The organism is Sphingobacteriales bacterium (genome assembly GCA_016711285.1).
Lineage (GTDB): Bacteria > Bacteroidota > Bacteroidia > Chitinophagales > UBA2359 > JADJTG01.
This window is the reverse complement of the sequence record JADJTG010000013.1, coordinates 709,307-730,608: the sequence shown is the minus strand read 5'-3', so window position 1 is coordinate 730,608 and position 21,302 is coordinate 709,307. Positions and strand designations below refer to the sequence as shown.

Here is a 21,302-nt window from a genome sequence, read left to right as displayed (position 1 = left end):
ACCCAACTCCGACTTCAGCCACTCCGAATGGGAATTGAATCTGTAAAACAACTATGCCAAATAGATATTTGAATGGTATTATGCCAAATAAATATCTAAATGACACAGTGTATAAAGTCTTCGATTTTGTAATGATGCGGCTGATATTATTGCTAATATCAGCCACTTTGAATGGAATTGAATCTGTAAAACAACTATGCCAAATGGATATTTGAATGGTATTATTTAATAAAAAGCATTTCACGGTATTTGGGTAAAGCCCACTGGCGGTCGTCACAATACATTTCAAGTGTATCGGCTTCGTGGCGCAAGGTTTCCAAAAGCGGCTTCACATGCTCGCAGTGGGCTTGCGCCTGAGCAGCAGCGGGTTTGAGTGCGGAGGCTTTTTCCTGCTCGGCATTCAGTTGCTCTATCAAATCAAAAATTCGGTTTAGTGGTTGATTGATGTGCTGAATGAGTTTGCGCTGTGCTTCGGTGTGCTGAATACCCGCCGCTTCTGCTTAGCGCACATTGTCGAGCAGGCGGTTGAGGTAATCAATGGCAGTGGGTATAATCTGGCTTTGCAGCATTTCTTGGAGGGTATGCGCTTCTATGGCAATTTTCATCTGATATTGCTCATTCCACACTTCGTAGCGGGCTTTTAGTTCTTCGGCACTTAATACGCCACTTTGAATAAAAAGGTCTTGATTTTTTTTGTCTTTTAAAAAATTGAGTGCGTGTGGTGCTGTTTTTACATTGGATAAACCGCGCTTTTCTGCTTCTTTTTCCCATTCTTTGCTGTAATTATCTCCTTCAAACAAAATATTTTTGCTTTGAATAATATAATCGTGCAATACGCGTAAAATGGCTCCGTCTTTCTTTTCGCCTTGCGCAATGAGGGCTTCTACCTGTTCTTTGAAAGTTTCTAATTGTTTGGCAACGATGGTGTTGAGCACCGTCATCGGAAAAGCACAATTGAAGGAAGATCCTACGGCGCGGAATTCAAATTTATTGCCCGTAAATGCAAAAGGTGAAGTGCGGTTGCGGTCGGTATTGTCCAACAACACATCAGGAATACGCTGGTGCAGGTTGAGCTTGAGTTCGTCTTTTTCGTATTCGTCCATTTTTTCATTTTTTACCTTTTTTTCCATTTCTTCCAACACTTCAAAGAGCGTAGAGCCGATAAATACCGAAATAATGGCGGGTGGTGCTTCGTTGGCTCCGAGCCGGTGGTCGTTGCCCGCCGATGCAATGGCAGCACGCAGTACGTCGGCGTATTCGTGTACGGCTTTGATGGTGTTGATGAAGAAAGTGAGGAATTGCAAATTGGTGCGCGGTGTTTTGCCGGGGCTTAAAAGATTTACGCCCGTATCCGTACCCATCGACCAATTGCAGTGCTTACCCGAGCCGTTGAGCCCGGCGAAGGGTTTTTCGTGAAAAAGTACGCGCAAGCGGTGGCGGCGTGCTACTTTTTCCATCATATCCATCAATAATTGGTTTTGGTCAACGGCGCGGTTCACTTCGTCAAAAACAGGAGCAAACTCAAATTGCCCGGGAGCTATTTCGTTGTGGCGGGTGCTAAGTGGAATGCCCAATTTCCACGCCTCAGTTTCTAATTCCAGCATATAATTGAGCACGCGCTCCGGTATAGAGCCGAAATAGTGGTCGTGGAGCTGCTGCCCGCGTGCCGGTGCGCAGCCGAGCAGGGTTCTGCCACAAGCCATCAAATCGGGGCGGGCGTAATAAAAGGCTTCGTCTATCAAAAAAAACTCCTGCTCCCAACCGAGTGTGGGCGTGATGCGCTTAACGTTGCGGTCGAAATAATGACATACTTCTAAGGCGGCTTTTTCCAAATAATGCTGCGATTTGAGCAAAGGTCCTTTGAAGTCCATAGACTGACCAGAGTAAGTGACGAAAATGGTAGGAATACAGAGGGTTTTTCCGTAGTCGCTCACTTCCATAATAAAAGCGGGTGAGGTGGGGTCCCAAGCGGTGTAGCCGCGTGCTTCGTGGGTATCGCGCAAGCCGCCCGAAGGAAAGCTGGAGCCGTCGGGTTCGCCCTGCACCAATTCGCCGCCGCTAAAAGTTTCTATGCCTTTGCCGCCTTTGGGCTGTTGCGCTCTATTTTTGAGCCTTTTTCGATAGATGCCATTACACTGTTAAAAGCCTCCTCCGATAGTGCGCTGCGCATGGCTTCGGTGCCGAATACGTTGGAGGCATAAAAATCGGATACCAATACCGAAGGGCGTTGTACTTCAATAGCGGTGCGGGTGGTAGCTTCTTTTATGCTGTGTTCTCTTATGTTTTTCATTTATTTTTTTATAAAAAGTGATTTTATTTGCAAATCTATTTTTATTTTTTATTTTTTTATCACTTTTTTTATAAAAAATAAAAATTTATAAAAAATAAAACATAAATATATTTTTATAATATAATTTTGTTTCTCTAAAAAAACTTCCGATAGAGCAATGCAGGTCGGAAATTTTATTCAGATATTCTGTGAAGATGACGAATAGGGAGTGTGGGTTCTGAGTTGAAAGTTTACTGATTGGGTGCTGCAAGTTTTATTGAAATAAAAACCAAGCCTCCAAATTAGAATGAACTTACCTGATTCTGTTTGGCGAAAAAATTATTTTAAAAGCAATATCTTTTTTTAAAAAAACACTGTCAATTATTTAGATACGGCAGGGGCAGTGCGTACTCTTTTTATCTCATCAGCGAGTTTTTGTACTAAGCTATTGTCATTCTTTTTACCAAATTTGGTGTAAGTACCGCCTGCTTTTTGAGCGAGTTTTGCCAAATCTTTATTTTCGGCTTCTTCGTTGCCAAAATCAAATACCGAGATGGTAAAGGGCTGCTGCTCAGGCATACTTTTTAATAAATCATATAACTGCTCTTTTATTTCAAATTCGCCGTCTGTGGCTATAATGAGGCAGTTGTTGCCATCGGTGATGTAGCTTTCGCTCAATAGCCGCAGCGATTGTGCCAAGCCGGTGACAATATCGCTTTTGCCGCCGATACCGGTGCGGCTCAGGGCACTTTCAATGAGGGTATTTTTGTGGCAGGAGGTAGTGGGCAGCAACAAACGGGTGGTAGAGGCAAAAGTGATTAAGGTAACTTTATCTTCGGGGCGCATGCGCTGTAGCACTTCGCTCAGGTTTTTTTTCAGCTTCGGCAGGCGATGCTCGGCGTTCATAGAAGATGAAATATCCATCAACACCACTAAATTTGTAAAGGCACAATTGTTCATGTATTCGTAGCGAGCCATCAGGGTGCTGTCTTCGTCGCGGCGATAAATTTTGTATAATCCTTTGCCCTCAGTACCCACCCATACGTTTTTTTTGTTGTCGGTGGCAATGCAAAGCGGGTGTTTGCTGAAAAAACCGTCTTCTTCGGTAAAGGGGCGGCAGTAGCCGGTTTTGTCCATCACTGCCAATGTTTTTCCGGCTATCCACAAACTACCTTCGGAGTCAAATGCTACATCTTCTACGCGATAATCAAAAAAATCGCGACACAGCGGCACTTTGCGTACTTGCAGTTGCTTATCTACCGATACGATGCCGTTGTTCGTCACCGCCCATATTTTTTCGTTGTTCGTAGCAATAGCCGTCACTTGCGTACCCGGAATCAACGGCGACAGCTTTTTTTGTTTGTAATGAAATAAGCCGTTATCCGTTCCTACCCACTTGTCGCCTGCAATGCCATGCTGGTCTTTATAAATCACATTTACATATTTGATATCCTCCATTTTTTGCGGCAGCATATTTACAATTTCATCATCTTCTTGCCGATAATACACTTCGTACATGCCTTCGGGTGTGCCTAAATAAAGGTAGTTGTTCTCGAATAAAATAGAGTTGAGTACATTGCTGTTTTTGAGATTTAAAGGGTAAGTATCTTGTGTTTCGCTGTTATAGAGCATGTTGTTGGTGAGTCCGAGCCATACGGTATGGCGCGGGTCTTCGTTGATAGAATAAACTCCGGTATGTAGTATGGTCTCTAAAGAGTCGCTGCCATTGCGCAGTATGCAGGCACTGTCTTGTGTGCCTATCCACAAGTTGTTTTGTTGGTCGAAAAGTAAGCTATGTACCGCCGTATTGCCGATGCCTTCGTAGCGTTCTACCGACCAAATTTGTGCTGTTGCGCTGCTATGCCAAATGATAACCATACATAGCAAGTGTATTGCGGTGCGGGGAATACAGCAGGTGATATTTCGTGTAAAAAAGCATTTAAAGCAAGTAAAAAACTAAAAATTAGATAAATAATATGTGTAATGTGGGCACATTGCGAGTTTTTTATCTATAAAAAAACACATACGCTCATTTTGGAATAAATTTCCGGTTGGCAGCAAAAAATTATATGATTTTTTTTATTCCAATTTAAAAGCACCATTTGCAATAATTTCTTCCTGATATTCCACTTCATAAATAAAACGTGTGCGCAGCTCGGAGCGGCTGTTGCCCGGTAAAGCCACCTGTAAATCTCCTTCGTAAAGAATAATGGCTTCGTCCGATAATTCATTGTTAGGCGTTAAAATCACAGGAACACGGTTTTCTAAAGGTACTTTTCTGCCGGTTTCGTCTTGGCGATACAAATTGAAATATACCCGTATGTTGTTGCTCGCTTCTTCACGCGGCAGCGCATAACAGGTGTTGAGGTTGAGTAAAAAATTATCTATCCACGATAATTTGTGGATATTTTCTTCATCTAATACCACCGTTCCTCGTTTGGTGTCGTGTGTAATATCGCTACAACCTTGTGCCAAATTCTTTTTTAAACGGTCAATTTTTATTCTATTTTGGGTACGTTCGTTTTCAAGCACCTCTGCTAAGGCATTTGCCGCAATTTCCACATTTTCTTTTGATTTAAGAATGTGGGCATTGAGGCTCATCAATTCCTGATTGACGCGGTTGATGGAATCGTTGGTTGCCAAAATGCTTTTGGCTTGTCTTTCTAATTCTTTGTATTGTTCTTCGGTTTTGTTTTTGGTGCTGCTCAAGCTCTGCACTTTGTTCGAAGCCGTATTCAGGTCGGTTTCCAAAAACTTTATTTTACTCTCCAATGAGCGCACTTTTTTGCGCAGACGAAGTACTTCCATTTTAAGGTCGCTGTTGTCGTTGATGTAGGTATCTACTTCGCCCACTTTTTGGCGTAAATCCTGAGCTTTTAGATTTGTTGTGGTAATACTTATGAGTAATATCCACCCCAAAAAATACCATTGGTTCGGCAGAAATTGTCGGGTATGCTTCATACTATGATAGTTATTTTTTTGCTTAAATCCTTTTTTTTAAAACTAATCTGTTTTTTTATTCATATACTCTTATTAAAGAATCCAAATCGTGCCTGAGCATTTGTGTGGCACTGCTGAGAGATAATTCTGTAATTTGTTGCTGCTCAAAGGCTTCTATTTCATTTGAAAAATTTTTTTTGCGATTCGCCAATAATAAATAATAAGTTTCCAACTCCAGCATCAAGCTGTCTTTTGAAAAGGTGCTGGCGTTTTTTTTCTTTAAACCGTTAATCTGTCGCTCTACCAACATACTTTTATTCTCTACTTTTTCAAGGCGTTGTGAAATTCGGTCTAAGAGAGAAATAGCATCTAAGCGCGTTTTTGCCCAGGTGTTTTCGTTCTTTATCGGAGTTTCTATACAATTTTCTTCTACAACAGCGGGTGCTGTGGCGGTAGGGGTTCGTACAACAATGGGTACTGCTGCCGCCGTATCTATTGATGAAGGACTGTGGACAGCAGAAAGCGAAACTGCGCCTGATGTTGTTGCCGATGCAGGAAGTGTTTTCTTATCAGCACCAATATTCTCTGTTGTATTGTTTGTTTCGCTTTCTTTTTTGTCTTTTATAAATTCTGCCAATTCGTTCCATTTCTCCCCTTCTTGGCTCAACGAATAATATTTTCCGTTTTCTTGCCACCATAAATAAATAGCCAGAGAAATAGAACACATAATCGCCAATAACATCAAGGCGCGAAACCAGTTCTTCAGCCAATAAAAATGGTTAAGTACTTGATATACAATAAATAGCAGTAAAGCCAAAGTTGCAAAAACCCAAGTGTTGAAATAGTTGTTTGTCAATACATCAAGTAAAAAATCGTAGGTTTTCATAAAACTGTAGTAGAGTTTTGGCTAAAAAAACAATAAAAAATCTTGACACTTAAACAGAATGTATTATTTCAGTTCCGTCAATATGCCTAATACCACCATACGCCCGATATGCGGACCACCAAAGGTTTGAATATTTTTTTTCGTCAAATATATTGTTCAATGTTAAACTAAATGTACTTTTCCAAGAAGGAACTGTATAGCCGAAATAAGCATCTACCAATGCGGTGGGCGCAATAATACCCGCAGCAAAAGGCGAAGAATATACATATTCATCTGCCCAGCGGTAATTGATATTATAAGCGTAGCGTTTGGAAATGACACCATAAAATCCGATATTAAACTTACTTTCGGGCGTATTGAAATCAATTGAATTTTGAGTGGCTTGCAGCTGAATATAGGTATAGTTGAATTTTGCACCCAAAGCCGGAATAAAATTATAATCTATTCCCAACACACCGCCTTTAGTTTTTACGGTTTCATCTACATTCGTCCATACTTGTATGAGGGTGCCTTCTCCGGCAGCAAGGTTGGGCAATGCTCCGTCAAAACGACCTACAAAGCGGCGGGCAGTAATGAAATCTTTATATTGGGTTTGATAATAGCTAAGGTGTAAAGCTAATTTCTCTTTGATAAATGTACGATAGCCCACTTCAAACGAAGCACTGTATTCTTGTTTTAATGGGTTAATGGATACTTTGTATGTATCGGGCGAACCACCACTCAATACCGCTATATCATAGCCCGAAAAACCCTTTCCTACATTGCCCAAAATCGTTACACTGCCCACCTGATACAGTGCATATTGGTCAAATTGCGAAGGATTGCGAAAAGCATCGGCATAGCTGAAGCGCAAGTTGTGTTGTTTCTTTTTGTCTAATGCTACCACCGCCGAAAAACGGTTGGTGAAATTGATTTTAAAGTTTTTGGTATCTTCAATCCGCACTACTGCCGCCAACTTGATGCGTTTTTTTGCAAAAGAACGCTCCAATACGCCAAAAGCCGCCAACTGATAATTGTTGAGTATATCAACAGTGTCGGCGAAAAAATGCCCCTGAGATTCTAATTGATACCAACGATTGGCAGTACCCAACGTAAACTGGTCTAATGCTTTTATTTTAAAACTGTATTGCGCACTTACATCTGTAAAATTACTGTTTACACGGATTTTTGCTCCTTTGCCCGCTACATCTGATGCAATAACCTGGTCGCGAAGAGCCAAAAATTCATCGCCTGTACTCTTCGGAAAATTGGCATTGGCAATTGATTGTGCTTTCTCAAAAGAACCGTTGTTTTTTTGATAGGCACTGATGTAGTTGTTGAAATATAATTCAGAGTAATTATTGACACGCACACTATCAACGGTATATAAATTGCTTACCGGTGCTTGCATTAAGTAGGTAGCCAGCAAATTCAAATCGTAAGATTCGCCGGCATTGTCGCGGCTGTGGTAGGCGCGTACTGCCCAGCGGTCGCTTTCCAAAGCAGCTTTTAGTTGAGAAAATGTATAGTTTTTTAAGCGGGTGCGCGTACTGAACTGATAAATGGTGCTTGCCAGCAAAGCATTCGCTTCTATCGTAGCTTTTATTTTGTCGGTCAGCAAATAGGATAATGATGGGTTGATGCGAAATACCTTTGTTCCGTCATCTTCGCGCAGCAAATCTTCCTCCGACCAACCGGGCGTATAGATGCGTGTTTCTTTGGTATGCAGCGAGTCGTTGTCCAAATCTATGTTTAGCCCTATTTCGCCATAGCGGTTGATGGCGTTGTAGCCCAAAGGCGAATTTATTGTATGATTGAGCGGGTCGCTGCTCAGAGCATTTACATTATTCGCCAACCACTCTTTGGCTAAAAATACACTTGCATTGATTTTAAACGCCCAAAAATTGTTGATTTTTGTAGCATAACGCAATTGTGCATCAAAAAGATTTTGACTACCCCCTTTTAGTATTACACTTAATCCTTCGTGGATAAAAGCATCTTTGGTATTGATCAGCAATAAACCGTTGAGCGCATTGGCACCATACAGAGCCGATACAGGTCCGTGCAATAGCTCCACCGAAGAAACATCTAAATCAATGGTATTGAGTATGTTGCCGAAATTGATATTCATAGACGGACTTTGCGTGTCCATATAATCTACCATGTGCAGCATACGCTCCGAGCGAGGGCTGTTGAAACCGCGCGGACTGATAGAAGTACACAGCATAGAAGAAGAATTTACATCTACGCCCCCCAAATGTGACAGATAATTAAATAATTCTACCGTATTGCGTTGTACAATTTCTTTTTCCTGTACAATATCTACGTATGCGGGAGCTTGCATCACTTGTTCGCTGTTGCGTGAAGCAGATGTAATAATCTCGTTTGTAGTAAATGATTGTAAACTGTTTAGCACTACATCATTGTTTAAATTTTCGGTGCTTACGGCTATTTCCAAACGATTAAAACCACTATAAGAAAATACTAAGTAGCCGGGTAAATCATCGGTACGCAGCTTTAATAAATATTTCCCTTCCGTATTGCTCACCGTACCGGTAAATAAACCCTTTAAAAAAATGCTGACTCCCGTCAAAGGACGACCCTCTTTATCTTTTACAACACCACTCAATGTAACTGCCGTATTTTGACCATAAGCCGATAGCAAACTCCCTGAAAATACTTCTATTAAAACACAAGAAACAAGGAAAAACAGTATTTTTAGTTTCATATATATAATTGCTTTGTATAATTAATCAAATTGTATGTTCATAATTGTATCGCAATACTTCAAAGAAAGTATTGGTGAATACAATACCGATTTTCAGGTTTCAAACATAGGATATTTCAAGGCAATAAACAATAATAATGTATGGTTTACGACACTTTGTGTCTTTTTTCTTTATAAAAAGAAATTATAATCAGTGTGATAAAGTTAATGATAATTTTGTATTTGATATAGTTTTTATATACATAATTTTGTATATTGTGCGGAATGTGTTTTTTTATTGATTATTGAATATTTTAAAAACCGCTTTTGTGTTTTTTAAGGTAAAAAAGAAGAATTTTGTATAAAGGTCGTGTCGCTCAATGACTGAAGAAATTGCAACAAATCGGTTTGTTGTTGCGTGTTGAGCCGGAAGCCTTTAATGAGCGGGCTTTGATTGTCGGGGTGCTTACCGCCGGACTGATAGTGTTCAATTACCTGTGTTAAACTGTTGATGCTGCCATCGTGCATATAGGGCGCACTAAAAGCAATATTGCGGAGGGTTGGCACTTTAAATTTTCCTTTGTCTTCTTCCAAAAATGTAAGGCGTGCCCTGCCTATATCTTCATATATTTCATATAAGCCGTTGTTTTCAAAAGTACCTGCTGTAAAATTAAAACCGCTATGACATTGGCGGCACGCCAAGCTGTCGCTCTGAAAAAGTGCCCACCCGCGTTGTGCCGCCGCACCGAGTGCCGAACTGTCGCCGCTAAAATAAAAACGGTCAAAAGGACTGTTGCCACTCAGCAAGGTGCGCTCAAAGGCTGCAATGGAGCGGGTTATCACAAAAGCATCTACGCTATCGCGCCCGTAAGCAGCTTGTGCCTGTGTGCGGTATTGCGCATTTTGAGAAAGCCGTCGACCTGCTGCCACAATATTGAAATCAAATTCGTTGTGGTCGCCGAAAGGCACTAATACTTGCATTTCTAACGTGGGTACGCCGCCTTCGCTCAACAAATGTGCTTGATATGCCACATTGCTCAGGGTGGGTGCATTGCGAAATCCCTTGCGACCTTCTGCACCGGAGCTAACGCCAACAGGATCGGTAAAAGCATATTGCAACTGATGGCACGAAGCGCAAGCGACCGAGGAATCGCGGGAGAGTGCAACATCATAAAATAGCTGCTTGCCTAAAGTTATACGCTCTTTTGTGAGTGTGTTGTCGGTAGGAACGGCAGGTGCTGGAAATCCTTTCGGAATCTCCAACACAAAATCGGGCGTTGGTGTGGGGTCGGGTTCGCAAGCCGTTTGTAAAATTGCCCAAATAATAAAAAATACGGCTATCTGTTGTTGATTATTCCACATTTTTTACTTAAAAAAAGAAATTCTTTTAAAAAAATTAGCTGCTTTCTGTCACTGTATCTGATTTTTCGGTGAGTAAATATTTAGTTTCTGCTGCCATTTGTAACAAAGCATTTAAAGCGATGTCGGGCATTTCCAGCATAGCCATGTGTGCGGCTTCGGGCAAATAAATCAGTTTGCACCAGTTTAAAAGAGCAGCTTCGGCGGTATTGCGCTGCCAACTCACCGACTTATCCAAGCCGCCGCTTACAAATACCACAGGAATTTCAAGCCCTTGCAGAGCTGCGCTTTGGTCGTGCCGCAACATCATGGCGCGGTAGGCAGCAACCACATTTTCGGTCGGAAAACTTTTTGCAATGGCGGATAATGTTTCTATCTGCGCTTTATTTTTTGAGTAATAATCGGGTGAGCAAACATTTTTCATCAATTCATCAAAAAAAGAGGCAGTGCCGTTTTGTTGCATAAAATCAATGGCTTTTTGGCGCACTTGACGTTTTTCGGTATCGTCGGCGGTAGCAGAAGAATGAAAAAATACCAAACGCGATAAATACTGCGGATAATGTGCTGCAAAATGCGCTCCCACATAGCCGCCCATTGAGTGTCCTACAAACGTACATTTTTTAATCCCCTCTTGCTCCAACATCGCCGCCAAGCGGTCGGCAATGTCTTCCAAGCGCAGGTCGGCAATGGCATCACTGCCGCCAAAACCGCACATCGCCGGCAATAAAATGTGATACTGTCGTGTCAATGTCGGTAGCCAATGTTGCCATAATTGTGGCGTAAAACCAAATCCGTGTAGCAAGACCCAAGTTTCTGCCGATGTGGTAGGTGCGGCATAATCGTGATATACAAAGCAAGTGTTGTTATAGATAATTGATTTTTTCATCAGAGTTGTATCGCTAAAAACTTATTTTGTTCCGTATTAATGTTCTTCGTTTTCGTGAGATTCTGAAGTGCCTGTGGGAGCAATGGTTTTGGGTGTATAGTTTTCACGGATTTCGGGGTGCATAATTTCGCCGCCACTGTTGCCGACTCTTTGTGCCAAAAAAAGCACTATCGCCGCATACAGCACGGTCACTATTGACAGCGTGTTGGCAAAAGAACGCCGTTTATAATTTGCCCATAATGCCACCGCTGCCAAAAGCCCTAATCCTATGGAGCTTAACATAAATGCTTCGGCTGCTTCTTCGTGTTCTTCTACATATTTTTCTTCAATACGCCCTTGGTCGTCGAGCCAATGTTCGGCGCGTTCACCACTGGCATTGGCAGCAAATGTAAATAATGTTCCGGCTATAAATAAACAATATGCCGTGCGCTTAATGATGGCAGAAGCGGTGCTTATACCTCCGATAAGAACCAAAAAGCCTATTAAATGAAAAAAAATAGGAAAGTGATTGAAAATTAAATGATAATGTGCGGCGTTCATAAAAAAAATGATAATGAGGTGAATGAAATAATTGCAGAGATGATAGGATAGGGGATTTAGCTTTTTTATTAAGCGAAAGATACTACTTTATCTATAAAAATAAAAAAATCTCTTTATGTACGTTATCCGTATCATAAAGAGATTTGTAAAAAGAATTGTTTTAAAAAACTATCTTAAAATACTGATACTTTATTGAAAAAATACTTTTTAACACTTTTTTGTGCCGCCGTATCTTCTATTTCCAATACATACATACCTGCTTCCAAAGTCTCGCGCGGTATATATAATTCGGTATTAGCCGGTACTTCGCGGCGTATTACTTGTTTTCCGGCAATATCATAGATAGTATATGCTTTTACGGGTTTATCAGCTACTATTTTTATGCGGTCAAATGCCGGATTAGGTGATACTATGAAGGTTGTAGGAGCATTTTCTTCAATGCCCACATTCAAAAATTGTTCGTACCCTTGTAATTTTAATGCCACCATTGCACGGGGTGCAAAGTAATTCATGATGGTGTCAATATAGGGTTTGCAGACTGTTTCGTTGTTACATTCGTTGGATACCAAACTGTTTTTGTAGCCACAGTATAAGGAGGTTTCATCACAATGAACAGCACCGCTTACATCGCACACATAATAAGCGTAGGGCGCAAAACCTTTGTCGGGAAAAGGAAAAATACCTTCTATACCTTCGGTGCGGCTTCTGCCAATTTGCGACAGTTCGTCGTTGAGGTTGGTTTCCAAAAACACATTGTTCACACCGGTTCTGTCGGCTTGTTTGGCAATGTCCAAAGCTCCGCTCACTTCCACTACCGGCTGTCCGGTGAGCGATACAATTACCACATCGGTTTCGTAAGGCGTACCGGCATCTTGTACGCCATGAAAATTAATAATTGGCGGCTCGCCGGCATCTATCCACGAAGTATCGGCAACTGCACCTCCTAAATTGAGTACCAAATCAAAATCATCGGAATACTCTGGATAAAGGAATATATTTTGGTTCGGGTCGCCGCCGGAGCCGTCTAAATCGCCTAATTGATTTACGTCAATAAAGGAATTGCCTTGGTCATCTAAAAATTTGAATAAATTGAGTTCGGCGTGGTCATTTAAGTATGCTGCAGAAATGGCATTGTATGCACCCGAATTGTCGCCGCCTATTGCAATTCGCTCTGTATCAATATTATATATATTGCCTTCAGAAACTGTTTTGCGCAGATAGCGCACACACATACGGTTGTCCAAAGTGGGACGATACACTGCTTGCATAATAGAGCGGGCGCGGTCGGTTTGGGTACTGGCAATTGGATTCCAGCCGTAGCGATAATTGATGGCGATAGCTACCCAGCCGCGTTGGGCGAAGCGTGTACACATTTCCTGAATGTAAGGGTCTTTGCGGCTGCCGTAGGGGGCGGTGAGCAAAGGCTGCAAATAGCTGCCCGCCGGATTGAAAACAATCACCGGACGTTGCTGAACGTTGGCATCTTCTTCGGGTTCGTAGATGTCCATTTTTAGCGTATCAATGGCATCGGGGTTAAAATGCACCGACCAGTTCCAGCCGTAAGTTACATCTTCCGTAACGTTCACATTCAGATACTCATCTAAATAACGCTCCTGCGCGCTTGCCGAAAGTGCAACGCATATTGCAAAAGCGAATAATAACTTTTTCATATTTTGTAATCGATTAAAGGGTTTTTATCAAAAACAAGAAACAACAAGGCTGTTTGTTATTGTTGTTTTCTTTGCTGTTGTTTTTTTCGTTTTTGTTGCTGTTGTTTTAGTTTACGTTCCATTAGCTGCAATTCTCTTTTTTTCTTCTCTATAGTTTGCTTATTTACTTTTTGAGATGCAGCAGGTCTGGGTTTTTGCTGTGCCGCAGGTTGCTTGCGTGCCGCAGGCTGCGGGCGTTCGTTGCCTCCGCATGAGATGGCAAACATTATTACCCAGGCAGCTATGATAGATTTTAAGATTGGTAGTATTTTCATTTTTTTCTGTTGATGATTAAATAATGAATAGTAGATATATAGGGCAAAAATAATGGATTTATCCTACATCACAAAACTTGAACTATAAGTTATCTAATTGTGTAAGGATTGATAGATATAACAAGCGTCCTACAGAAGGACCGCCATACGCTTGATATTGGCGGTTATTGAGTACGTTTGATGCTCCTATTTTTAATACAGATTTTAATTTGGGTACTCCGAAATTAAGCTGTGTATCTAATAATCCGTAAGCAGGTACTTCGCCGGTAAATTGTGGCGAGCCTTCAAACACAAAAGCACTCATCCATTTGTAGTTGAGGCTGAAACCCCACGAAGGAATACGCCAACTGCCCAAAGTGCTGTTTATATCTCTACCCGAAAATCCGATATTATATTTGTGTTCGGGTGTGTTAAAAGCCGGAATAATGGGGTCTTTGTCTTCGGTATTGTTGAGCACATTCCACGAATAATTGCCGTTGATGGCATAATACTGACCGATAAAATAGCTCAAACCTACAGAAAAACCTTGCGTGGTTACTTGCGATTGTGCATTGGTAGCTACACGATAGGCTTGAGCACTTTTGAAATTATTGGTTTCGTTCAGTTCCAAATCTACGCCTATTTTATAACCGATAAAATCGCGATACCAACTGTAATAATAACCCGCATCTATAAACAAACGCTCAAATAAAGTGCCTTTGTAGCCCAATTCTACGGTTTTTACTTTTTCGGGTTGTACTGCCGGAGCTGAGATAGTATCCAAAGCCGCCAAATCACCGCCGGAGGGCTGTAAGAAATCTATCAGCGATTGTACGGTGACTAAGGTATCTATGCCGTTGAGATTGCCACGCAAAATAGCACGACCTACATTGTAATACAGATATTGGTCTTGCAAAGTTGGATTGCGGATAGCCGATGAAAAACCGATGCGGGCAGTGCTGCGCTCGTTGATGAGATATACCCCCGAAAGTGCGGGCGAAAACAATAAATCAAAATTTTGGTTTTTGTCGGCGCGAGCGGTGGCGGTGAGAATTAATTTTTTGTTCAGTGTTTTTTTGGTGATACCGCCATATATGCCTGCTTCGTTATTGGTGATTTTTACGCCCGAAGTGTCGCTGAAAATAGTGCCTTTGGAGTCGGGAGTATAAAGACGAAAACTCGCTCCTATCGTGATGTTGTCGGCAAAAGAAGGTTGTAGTTGGTATTCGCCTTGCAGGTGTGTTAATGAAGAATTATCCAAAAAACGTGTGCCGCCTTTTTCAAAAGAACTGTTGGACGTAATCTCTTTGAAAGCCTGTTGAAATTCGGGTGTGCCCGGTATCAAACGACCCTCATCGGCGTAGGCGCGTGCCAAACTGTGCCAATAGAGCAGGCTGTCGGTGTTGGCGTTCATCACCGAGTCGCCGATGGCGTAGTTGGGTGCAATTTGTCCTTGTGGAGCAAACCAACCCGAAAAATTGGCGGGATTGGCGGGGTCGGGATAGCCGGATAAAGCGCGTACTTTATCTACTATATTTTGATTCCAGTAAGCCGTGTAGCGTTGCGACCATTCGTTGTTGTTGCGCACACGCTCATTGAGTTTAAACGCCGTAAATACAGCATCGTAAGTATCGCCCGAATTTTCGCGCGTGTGGTAGGCTCTTACAAAAAACTTATCTAACTGACGAATTTCTATTTTGTGTTGCTGAAATACCAAATTGTTGAGACTGTAGCGGTTGTCGCCTTGATATACGGTTGTACCTGTACCAAAATTGTATCCGTAAATAGCTTCTATTTCGGGAGCTATTTTATAGTGCAGTGCTGCCGCTAATTTTAAATTTTCGGTATCGTAATCTACTAAATCTTCTTCGGCGTAGCCTGTTCTGAAAAATGTACCCAAACCCGGCAGTAGGCGTTTGGAACTCAAGTCGCTGTTGATATTAGTGCCGCCGTTAAATGCCAGCAATTCATCGCCATATATATTTACGGCATCGTAGCCGCCCCAGTTGTTGGTGCCCACCGCCTGCAAACCACCGGTGTTGGGGTCGCGATATACTTCATTCAGGTTGTTGGCTACCCAATCGTTGGCACGCATCATAGCAGCATTTATTTTAAAAGCGAATTTATCGTTCCAAGCGTGGGCATAGCGCAAAGCCAACTCCGCCAAATTGCGCTCGCCACCTTTTGCCATTATAGATAATCCTTTATGAAAAAAAGGACTTTTGGTGTTCATGCTGATTACACCATTAAAGGCATTGGGCCCGTATAGTGCCGTTTGTGCACCGGCTATAATTTCCACGCGCAATACATCTAATTCCGAAGAACCTACAAAATTGCCCAAAGAAAAATTTAATCCCGGTGCCTGATTGTCCACGCCGTCAATCAGTTGCAGCGAACGCACGGGACTGGTGCTGTTGAAGCCGCGTGTGTTGATGGTTTTAAAGCCCATACTCGAAGCTGTTATGTCAATCCCTTTTAAATTACCCAAACCATCATAAAAATTAGCAGCAGGTGTTTCTTTAATCGCTATCAAATCCAAAGATTCTATGGTTTGCGGAGCTTCGCGCTGTTTTTCGGTAACACGGCTGCCGCGTATCACCACATCTTCTTTATCCAATACCAAGCCCGCCGGTATCATTTGTATGCTGTAGCTGCGTTGCAGGTCGTTGATGGCTACTTCCTGTGTTTCGTAGCCAATGTAAGTAATTGTGAGTGAGAAGGGCGGTTTTTGAGTGGTTTTTAATTCAAAATTACCATCAAAGTCTGTTTGTGTGCCTTCTGTACTGTTTTTTACGATAATATTTGTAAATGCCAAAGGCTCGCCGGTTTCTTTGTCTTTTACAACACCGCGCACCGAGTTTTGCGCCGACAGGCTGTTTGCTGCCGTCAGTGAGTATAAGACAGCGATAATTAGAAAAAATTTGGTAATAAAAGAAGCCATATTTTATAAACGGTTAATTTTTTAAAAAAGGAGAAAAAAATATATTGGGTTGTTTTTTTGTATTGATATATAAAAATTAACGATGCTGTAATAAGTAATGATTAATTTTTAATTGCAAATAATAAACTAAATAACTAATTAAAAATCAATATTTTATAAAAACAAATAGTATGAATTAATTCTGCTCAGGTACTTATTTAGATGTGGAGCGAAAAATAAATTTACTGCTTCAGCCGCGGGTCTAAGGCATCTGTAAGCCCTTCGCCGATGAGGTTGAAAAAAGTAACCGTGAAAAAGATAGCCGCACCCGGAAAAATCGCCAGCCACCAAGCGTAGTTGTTGGTGCGCGTGAGATTGAGCAAAGAACCCCAAGTGACTACATCAGTGGGAACACCGATGCCGAGAAACGACAAAAAACTTTCGGTGAGTACTGCCGCCGCTATCCCGAATGCAATGGCAATGAGTACTGGCGACAAAGCATTGGGAATGGCGTGCCTGAGCAAAGTGCGCTTTTCGCTGAAACCCAACGCCTGCGCTGCCTCTACATATTCTAAACGCCGCACCTTGAGCAGCTCGGCGCGAATGAGCCGCGCAATGCCCGTCCACGAAGTAAACCCAATAATGAGCATCACTATCAGCAAAGAGGGCGAAGTCATAGCCGCTACAATGGCAAGAATTAAAAATAAACGCGGAATAGATACTAAAACCTCAATTAAGCGAGATACCATTATATCCACCGGCACAGCTACTTTTTGTTTCAAATAGGGCAATTTTTCAACAGCGAAAGCCAATATATTTCCTGCCAACATCACCGCCACGAATATGATGGCACTGATAAAAACTTCTATCAGCATCTGAAACGGCGACTCACCGAGGGCATCGGAGATGATGAACGAGCGTGTGCCAAAAGCATAAAAACCCGCCAATATAAAAAATATAATATTGAGCCAAAACCGCCCACGCGAAGTGTAGAGGCGAGTGTCGCCGAAATAGCCCGCCAAAGAGCCGAATATAATACCGATAAATGCAGCAATGCCCATAGAAATAATTCCTACCGACAACGCTATGCGTGTGGCGTGTATCATGCCCGCCAATACATCACGACCCATATTGTCAGTGCCCAACCAATGCCGCCAGCGCAACGAAGCCACATCTTGCTTGGCAAAAGGGCTTACCAATACATTGTTATAATCCAAATTCGTAGGGCGATACGGAATCGGCGGAAAAATCACAAAGTCGTATTCTAAATTGTTCCACGACACATTCCGAAATTCGGGATTCCACTGCGACAAACCCAAAGCTACGGCGTACTGTTTCAGCACCGGAAAACCCCATTCACCTTTGTATTTTGCTATCAAAGGTTTTTCATTTGCCAAAAAATCTGCCAATAATGAAATGATAACCAAAAAAACAATAAAATAAGAAGCAAAAACGGCTCTTTTGTTTTTACGAAACTGCCGTTTTACATACGCCCAATAACTTTGGTCGAGTTGCTGTTCTGTTTGTGTTGCCGACATATTAACTATAAATGCACAAATTGGTACGATAATATTTAAACACTTGAATTTGACAAAGATAAAAGAAAACTAAATATGCAAAATTTATTTTGAGTAATACGGCTGTCTTAAAAATAAAAAAACGACAATGTTTTTTCTAAAAATTCCTGTTTTGCATTGATGCAAGATGATTTTTTTAAAATTGTTAATGTTTTTTTATCTGAAAATCGTTTTTTTTTGTAATTGATTTGTTTTAACAAAAACAAATCAATTTGTATTGATTTACAAGTATTTATAATACTGAATCATAGCGTTTTGCTGCAATCAGAATAGTTTTTTACCACTTCTAAAACGATACTTTTTTCATTTTTTTGTAATAAAATACTACTTGTAACATCTGTAATTTTACATCAAGCAAAGCAAGCAAGTTGTTTCAGGGTTATTATTAGTTTGAGCAATAAAAAAAGATATAAAAGTATTTCAAACTATGTTTTAAGATCTTGCAAAATATACACTCTTTAAGACCTTTTATTTTTATTTCTCAAATTAAGATTTTTAGGGGTAAAAATTAGTTAGAAATAATCTTGGAATGGACGATTTTGTTGTGGTTACGTTGTGATAATGTACGTACAACTTTTTTAAAAAAGGCTGCTATAATTCAGAGCAGCCTTTTTTTATTTTTAAAAATTGTAAAATATCCCTCGACTTTTATATACCTTTTAAACCATTAATTTATAATGCTGAATTTTATGAAAAACTACATTTTTAGAAATAATATATTTTTGCTGTTTATGCTATGGCTCATTGGTAGCATCACGTTGCAGGCGCAAAAACATTATTATATAGACCCCGAACTCGGAAATGATAATAATTCGGGGAGTTTTCAGCAGCCCTTCCGCACTTTGGAAAAAATGAATACATTCCTCCAATCTGCTGCCGTGCAACCCACCGCCCAACAGCCGCTTATTATTCATCTTAAAGCACAAGACAATAATGCAGATGGCAACAGCGATATAGTGCATGTCGGTTTTTTGGAAATTACCAAACCCTATATTACGCTTACCAGTTATGCCAATACCAACGCTGCAACTCCGCTCAAAGCGATTATCAAAGCCAAGATACCTCAAATTGTTGAAATTTGGAGTTCTTTGCCCAAATATAATATTGTTTTTGGAGACAGAAGCGGTAATCGCCGTGTGGTGCGTAATTCCATTGGCTTAGAATTTTCTAAATTGAGTTCGGGGAGTTTTGACCCCTTCAGCCACTATGCTGCTTCCTTTCAGCCTTTTTTCATCAAAGCCAACAAAATTCAAGACAGCGGTAACGAAAGTGCCCGCTATCAGTTGTTTTATTCTAATAATGAGCCTGTTATGGAATTTGGAAATCCTGTAATAATAGATATATACTTTGGTGCAGGTGTTTCTCGTCCCGCTTCTATCAATAACGGTGCAGAAAAAATAATGGTAGTGCCAAAAATAAAAGATGCAGCTATTACAATAGCGGCAGGAACGGATACTCCACATCATATCACCATCGAAAATATACATATTGAAGGCAGCCTTAATCCCAACAACCTCAACCAACTCACCAATCAGGGTATTCCCATATTGCCCACTTATAATTTTTCGGGGATAATGGTGTCGGCAAATCAATCTTTATTAAGCGGGGGTTTTGAAAGCCGGGATACTTGCAGACTTGTTGCATTGGCGGGGCTTACACCTTGCCAAAAAGATCCGATGGAGCAAGCCAAAATATTGCCTTGTATATTTTACTATATGCGTAATTCGCCTTGCAATAATTTGGCAAATTTTAATTTGATGTCGCTCAAAACTTGTTTGGAAGATAATTGTGAGGCATTTAAAAATTTTGCAGATGAAGACTGTAAGTGGTCGCTTTTGGAGGCTTTGAGGGCTTTTAGTAAAGCTGCGAAAAACGATGCAGAGGTGTGTCAGCCTGATATTGAAAATATTATAATTCAAAACGTAGAAGTAGAAAATTGTGCGAGGCACGGTATAGAATTTATGGCTACGCCTTATTGTGTGCATCGCGTATTGTTTCAAGATGGGAGCACCATAGATGTGCCACGCTACGTTGGTATTGATAGTGTAGTGATAAAAAAATGTCTTACACATCACAATGGCAATAGCGGTATTCATGTGGGTTCGAGTTTTGATGGCTCCGGTTTTGATTATTATCATAAACGCTATACCATCACACAGTGCGAAAGCCATCATAATTTTGGTATTGCCAATAGCGGCGACCGCAACGATTGTGCCCGTTTGGGGGGCGAACCCGGCGGAAACGGTATCTTTGTATCAAATATAAATCAATGTAATATCAACAGATGCGTGGCACACCACAATGGCGAAAATAATATGGGGGCTTCGGGTGGCGAAGGTATTTGGGCTTTTGAAGCAAAGTATGTAACCATACAATATTGTGAGTCGTATCAAAACAGTTCTTACTCCTTAGATGGCGGCGGTTTTGATTTCGACGGCGGCGTGAGCCACTCTATTATGAAATACAATTATTCGCACGACAACCGCGCTATGGGTTTTTTAATTAACCAAACCCACAATGCCGCCCCTATGCACCACGATACGCTCTGCTATAATATCAGCATCAATGATGTAAAAGATACGGCGCGTATTTTTAGCGGTGCTTGCTATCCTTATCATTATGGGGCTATTACAGTATGGACAGACGGACGTTCGCATTTGAAGGATATATATATCTTCAACAACGTGACATATAAAACGAATACTGCCCCTTACGGATATGCACTGAAATTAGATGCTTATACTCCTGAAAACGGTAATACACCTTTAGATTTTTCGGAAGTATATATTTTTAATAATATTTTTCAGAATAATCTTGGAAGATTAGTACATATTTCACCTCATTTACTCAATGCACCCAATTCTGTTAGTTTTTATAACAATAATTATTACACCTCTTCTTTTATAAATGGAGCTAAGTTTATCATTTCTTTGCAAGATGCGCCCGCTGTAGGTGATATTGAAATTACTTTTGGGGAATGGGTAAACAGAGTATTGGAAACAGGTGCCTTAAATCAAAACCCTTCTTTTGTTAATATTTCTTTGCCCGATATTGCCTATCAGACAGGTGTAGTTAATTTAGCGACTTTTGAACAGACCCTGCGCAGCGAACTAAGCGGATTTAAACTCAAAAACTCTACATGGTTTAATAAATCTAACCCCATGTATCGCAAAGGGAGTTCTATGCATTTTAATTCATCATTGCGCGATTTTTTTAGCAATCCTTTTTCTATATTGGTTCGTAACCCCAGTATCGGTATTCATCAGCCTTAGCAGG

General features: G+C 41.0%; 12 protein-coding genes and 1 pseudogene. 1 reads left to right on the top strand and 12 read right to left on the bottom strand.

Annotated elements, in window-relative coordinates:
- Positions 1-221 precede the first annotated feature (221 nt).
- From IPL35_12590 to IPL35_12535, 12 genes and pseudogenes are all read right to left on the bottom strand, one after another.
- A pseudogene (locus tag IPL35_12590) lies at positions 222-2,290 on the bottom strand (glutamine synthetase III).
- A 360-nt stretch (positions 2,291-2,650) separates the two neighbouring features.
- The gene (locus IPL35_12585) at positions 2,651-4,147 is read right to left on the bottom strand and encodes a VWA domain-containing protein (GenBank protein ID MBK8444193.1); all 1,497 of its coding nucleotides are present in this window, start codon (positions 4,145-4,147) and stop codon (positions 2,651-2,653) included.
- Between the two features lie 201 nt (positions 4,148-4,348).
- Complete coding sequence (locus IPL35_12580; GenBank protein ID MBK8444192.1) at positions 4,349-5,230, bottom strand: hypothetical protein; 882 nt, start codon at positions 5,228-5,230, stop codon at positions 4,349-4,351.
- A gap of 55 nt (positions 5,231-5,285) precedes the next feature.
- Positions 5,286-6,095, bottom strand: coding sequence for a hypothetical protein (locus tag IPL35_12575; protein MBK8444191.1), 810 nt, complete (start codon positions 6,093-6,095; stop codon positions 5,286-5,288).
- Between the two features lie 49 nt (positions 6,096-6,144).
- Entirely contained in the window at positions 6,145-8,802 is a 2,658-nt protein-coding gene (locus tag IPL35_12570; protein MBK8444190.1) for a carboxypeptidase-like regulatory domain-containing protein, read from the bottom strand.
- 315 nt (positions 8,803-9,117) lie between these two features.
- Entirely contained in the window at positions 9,118-10,143 is a 1,026-nt protein-coding gene (locus tag IPL35_12565) for a cytochrome-c peroxidase (GenBank protein MBK8444189.1), read from the bottom strand.
- Positions 10,144-10,177: 34 nt separating this feature from the next.
- Entirely contained in the window at positions 10,178-11,026 is an 849-nt protein-coding gene (locus IPL35_12560) for an alpha/beta hydrolase (protein MBK8444188.1), read from the bottom strand.
- 36 nt (positions 11,027-11,062) lie between these two features.
- On the bottom strand, positions 11,063-11,566 hold the full coding sequence (locus IPL35_12555) for a hypothetical protein (protein ID MBK8444187.1): 504 nt from the start codon (positions 11,564-11,566) through the stop codon (positions 11,063-11,065).
- Between the two features lie 173 nt (positions 11,567-11,739).
- Positions 11,740-13,236 (bottom strand): T9SS type A sorting domain-containing protein, encoded by a 1,497-nt coding sequence (locus IPL35_12550; protein ID MBK8444186.1) that lies wholly within the window; start codon positions 13,234-13,236, stop codon positions 11,740-11,742.
- A 56-nt stretch (positions 13,237-13,292) separates the two neighbouring features.
- The gene (locus IPL35_12545) at positions 13,293-13,550 is read right to left on the bottom strand and encodes a hypothetical protein (protein MBK8444185.1); all 258 of its coding nucleotides are present in this window, start codon (positions 13,548-13,550) and stop codon (positions 13,293-13,295) included.
- A gap of 82 nt (positions 13,551-13,632) precedes the next feature.
- Positions 13,633-16,470 carry a TonB-dependent receptor gene (locus IPL35_12540; protein ID MBK8444184.1) on the bottom strand — a complete coding sequence of 946 codons (2,838 nt, stop codon included), beginning with the start codon at positions 16,468-16,470 and terminating at the stop codon, positions 13,633-13,635.
- A 221-nt stretch (positions 16,471-16,691) separates the two neighbouring features.
- Entirely contained in the window at positions 16,692-17,987 is a 1,296-nt protein-coding gene (locus IPL35_12535; protein ID MBK8444183.1) for an ABC transporter permease, read from the bottom strand.
- A 728-nt stretch (positions 17,988-18,715) separates the two neighbouring features.
- Here IPL35_12535 and IPL35_12530 point away from each other — a divergent pair.
- Entirely contained in the window at positions 18,716-21,298 is a 2,583-nt protein-coding gene (locus IPL35_12530) for a right-handed parallel beta-helix repeat-containing protein (protein MBK8444182.1), read from the top strand.
- The last annotated feature ends 4 nt before the right edge of the window (positions 21,299-21,302 follow it).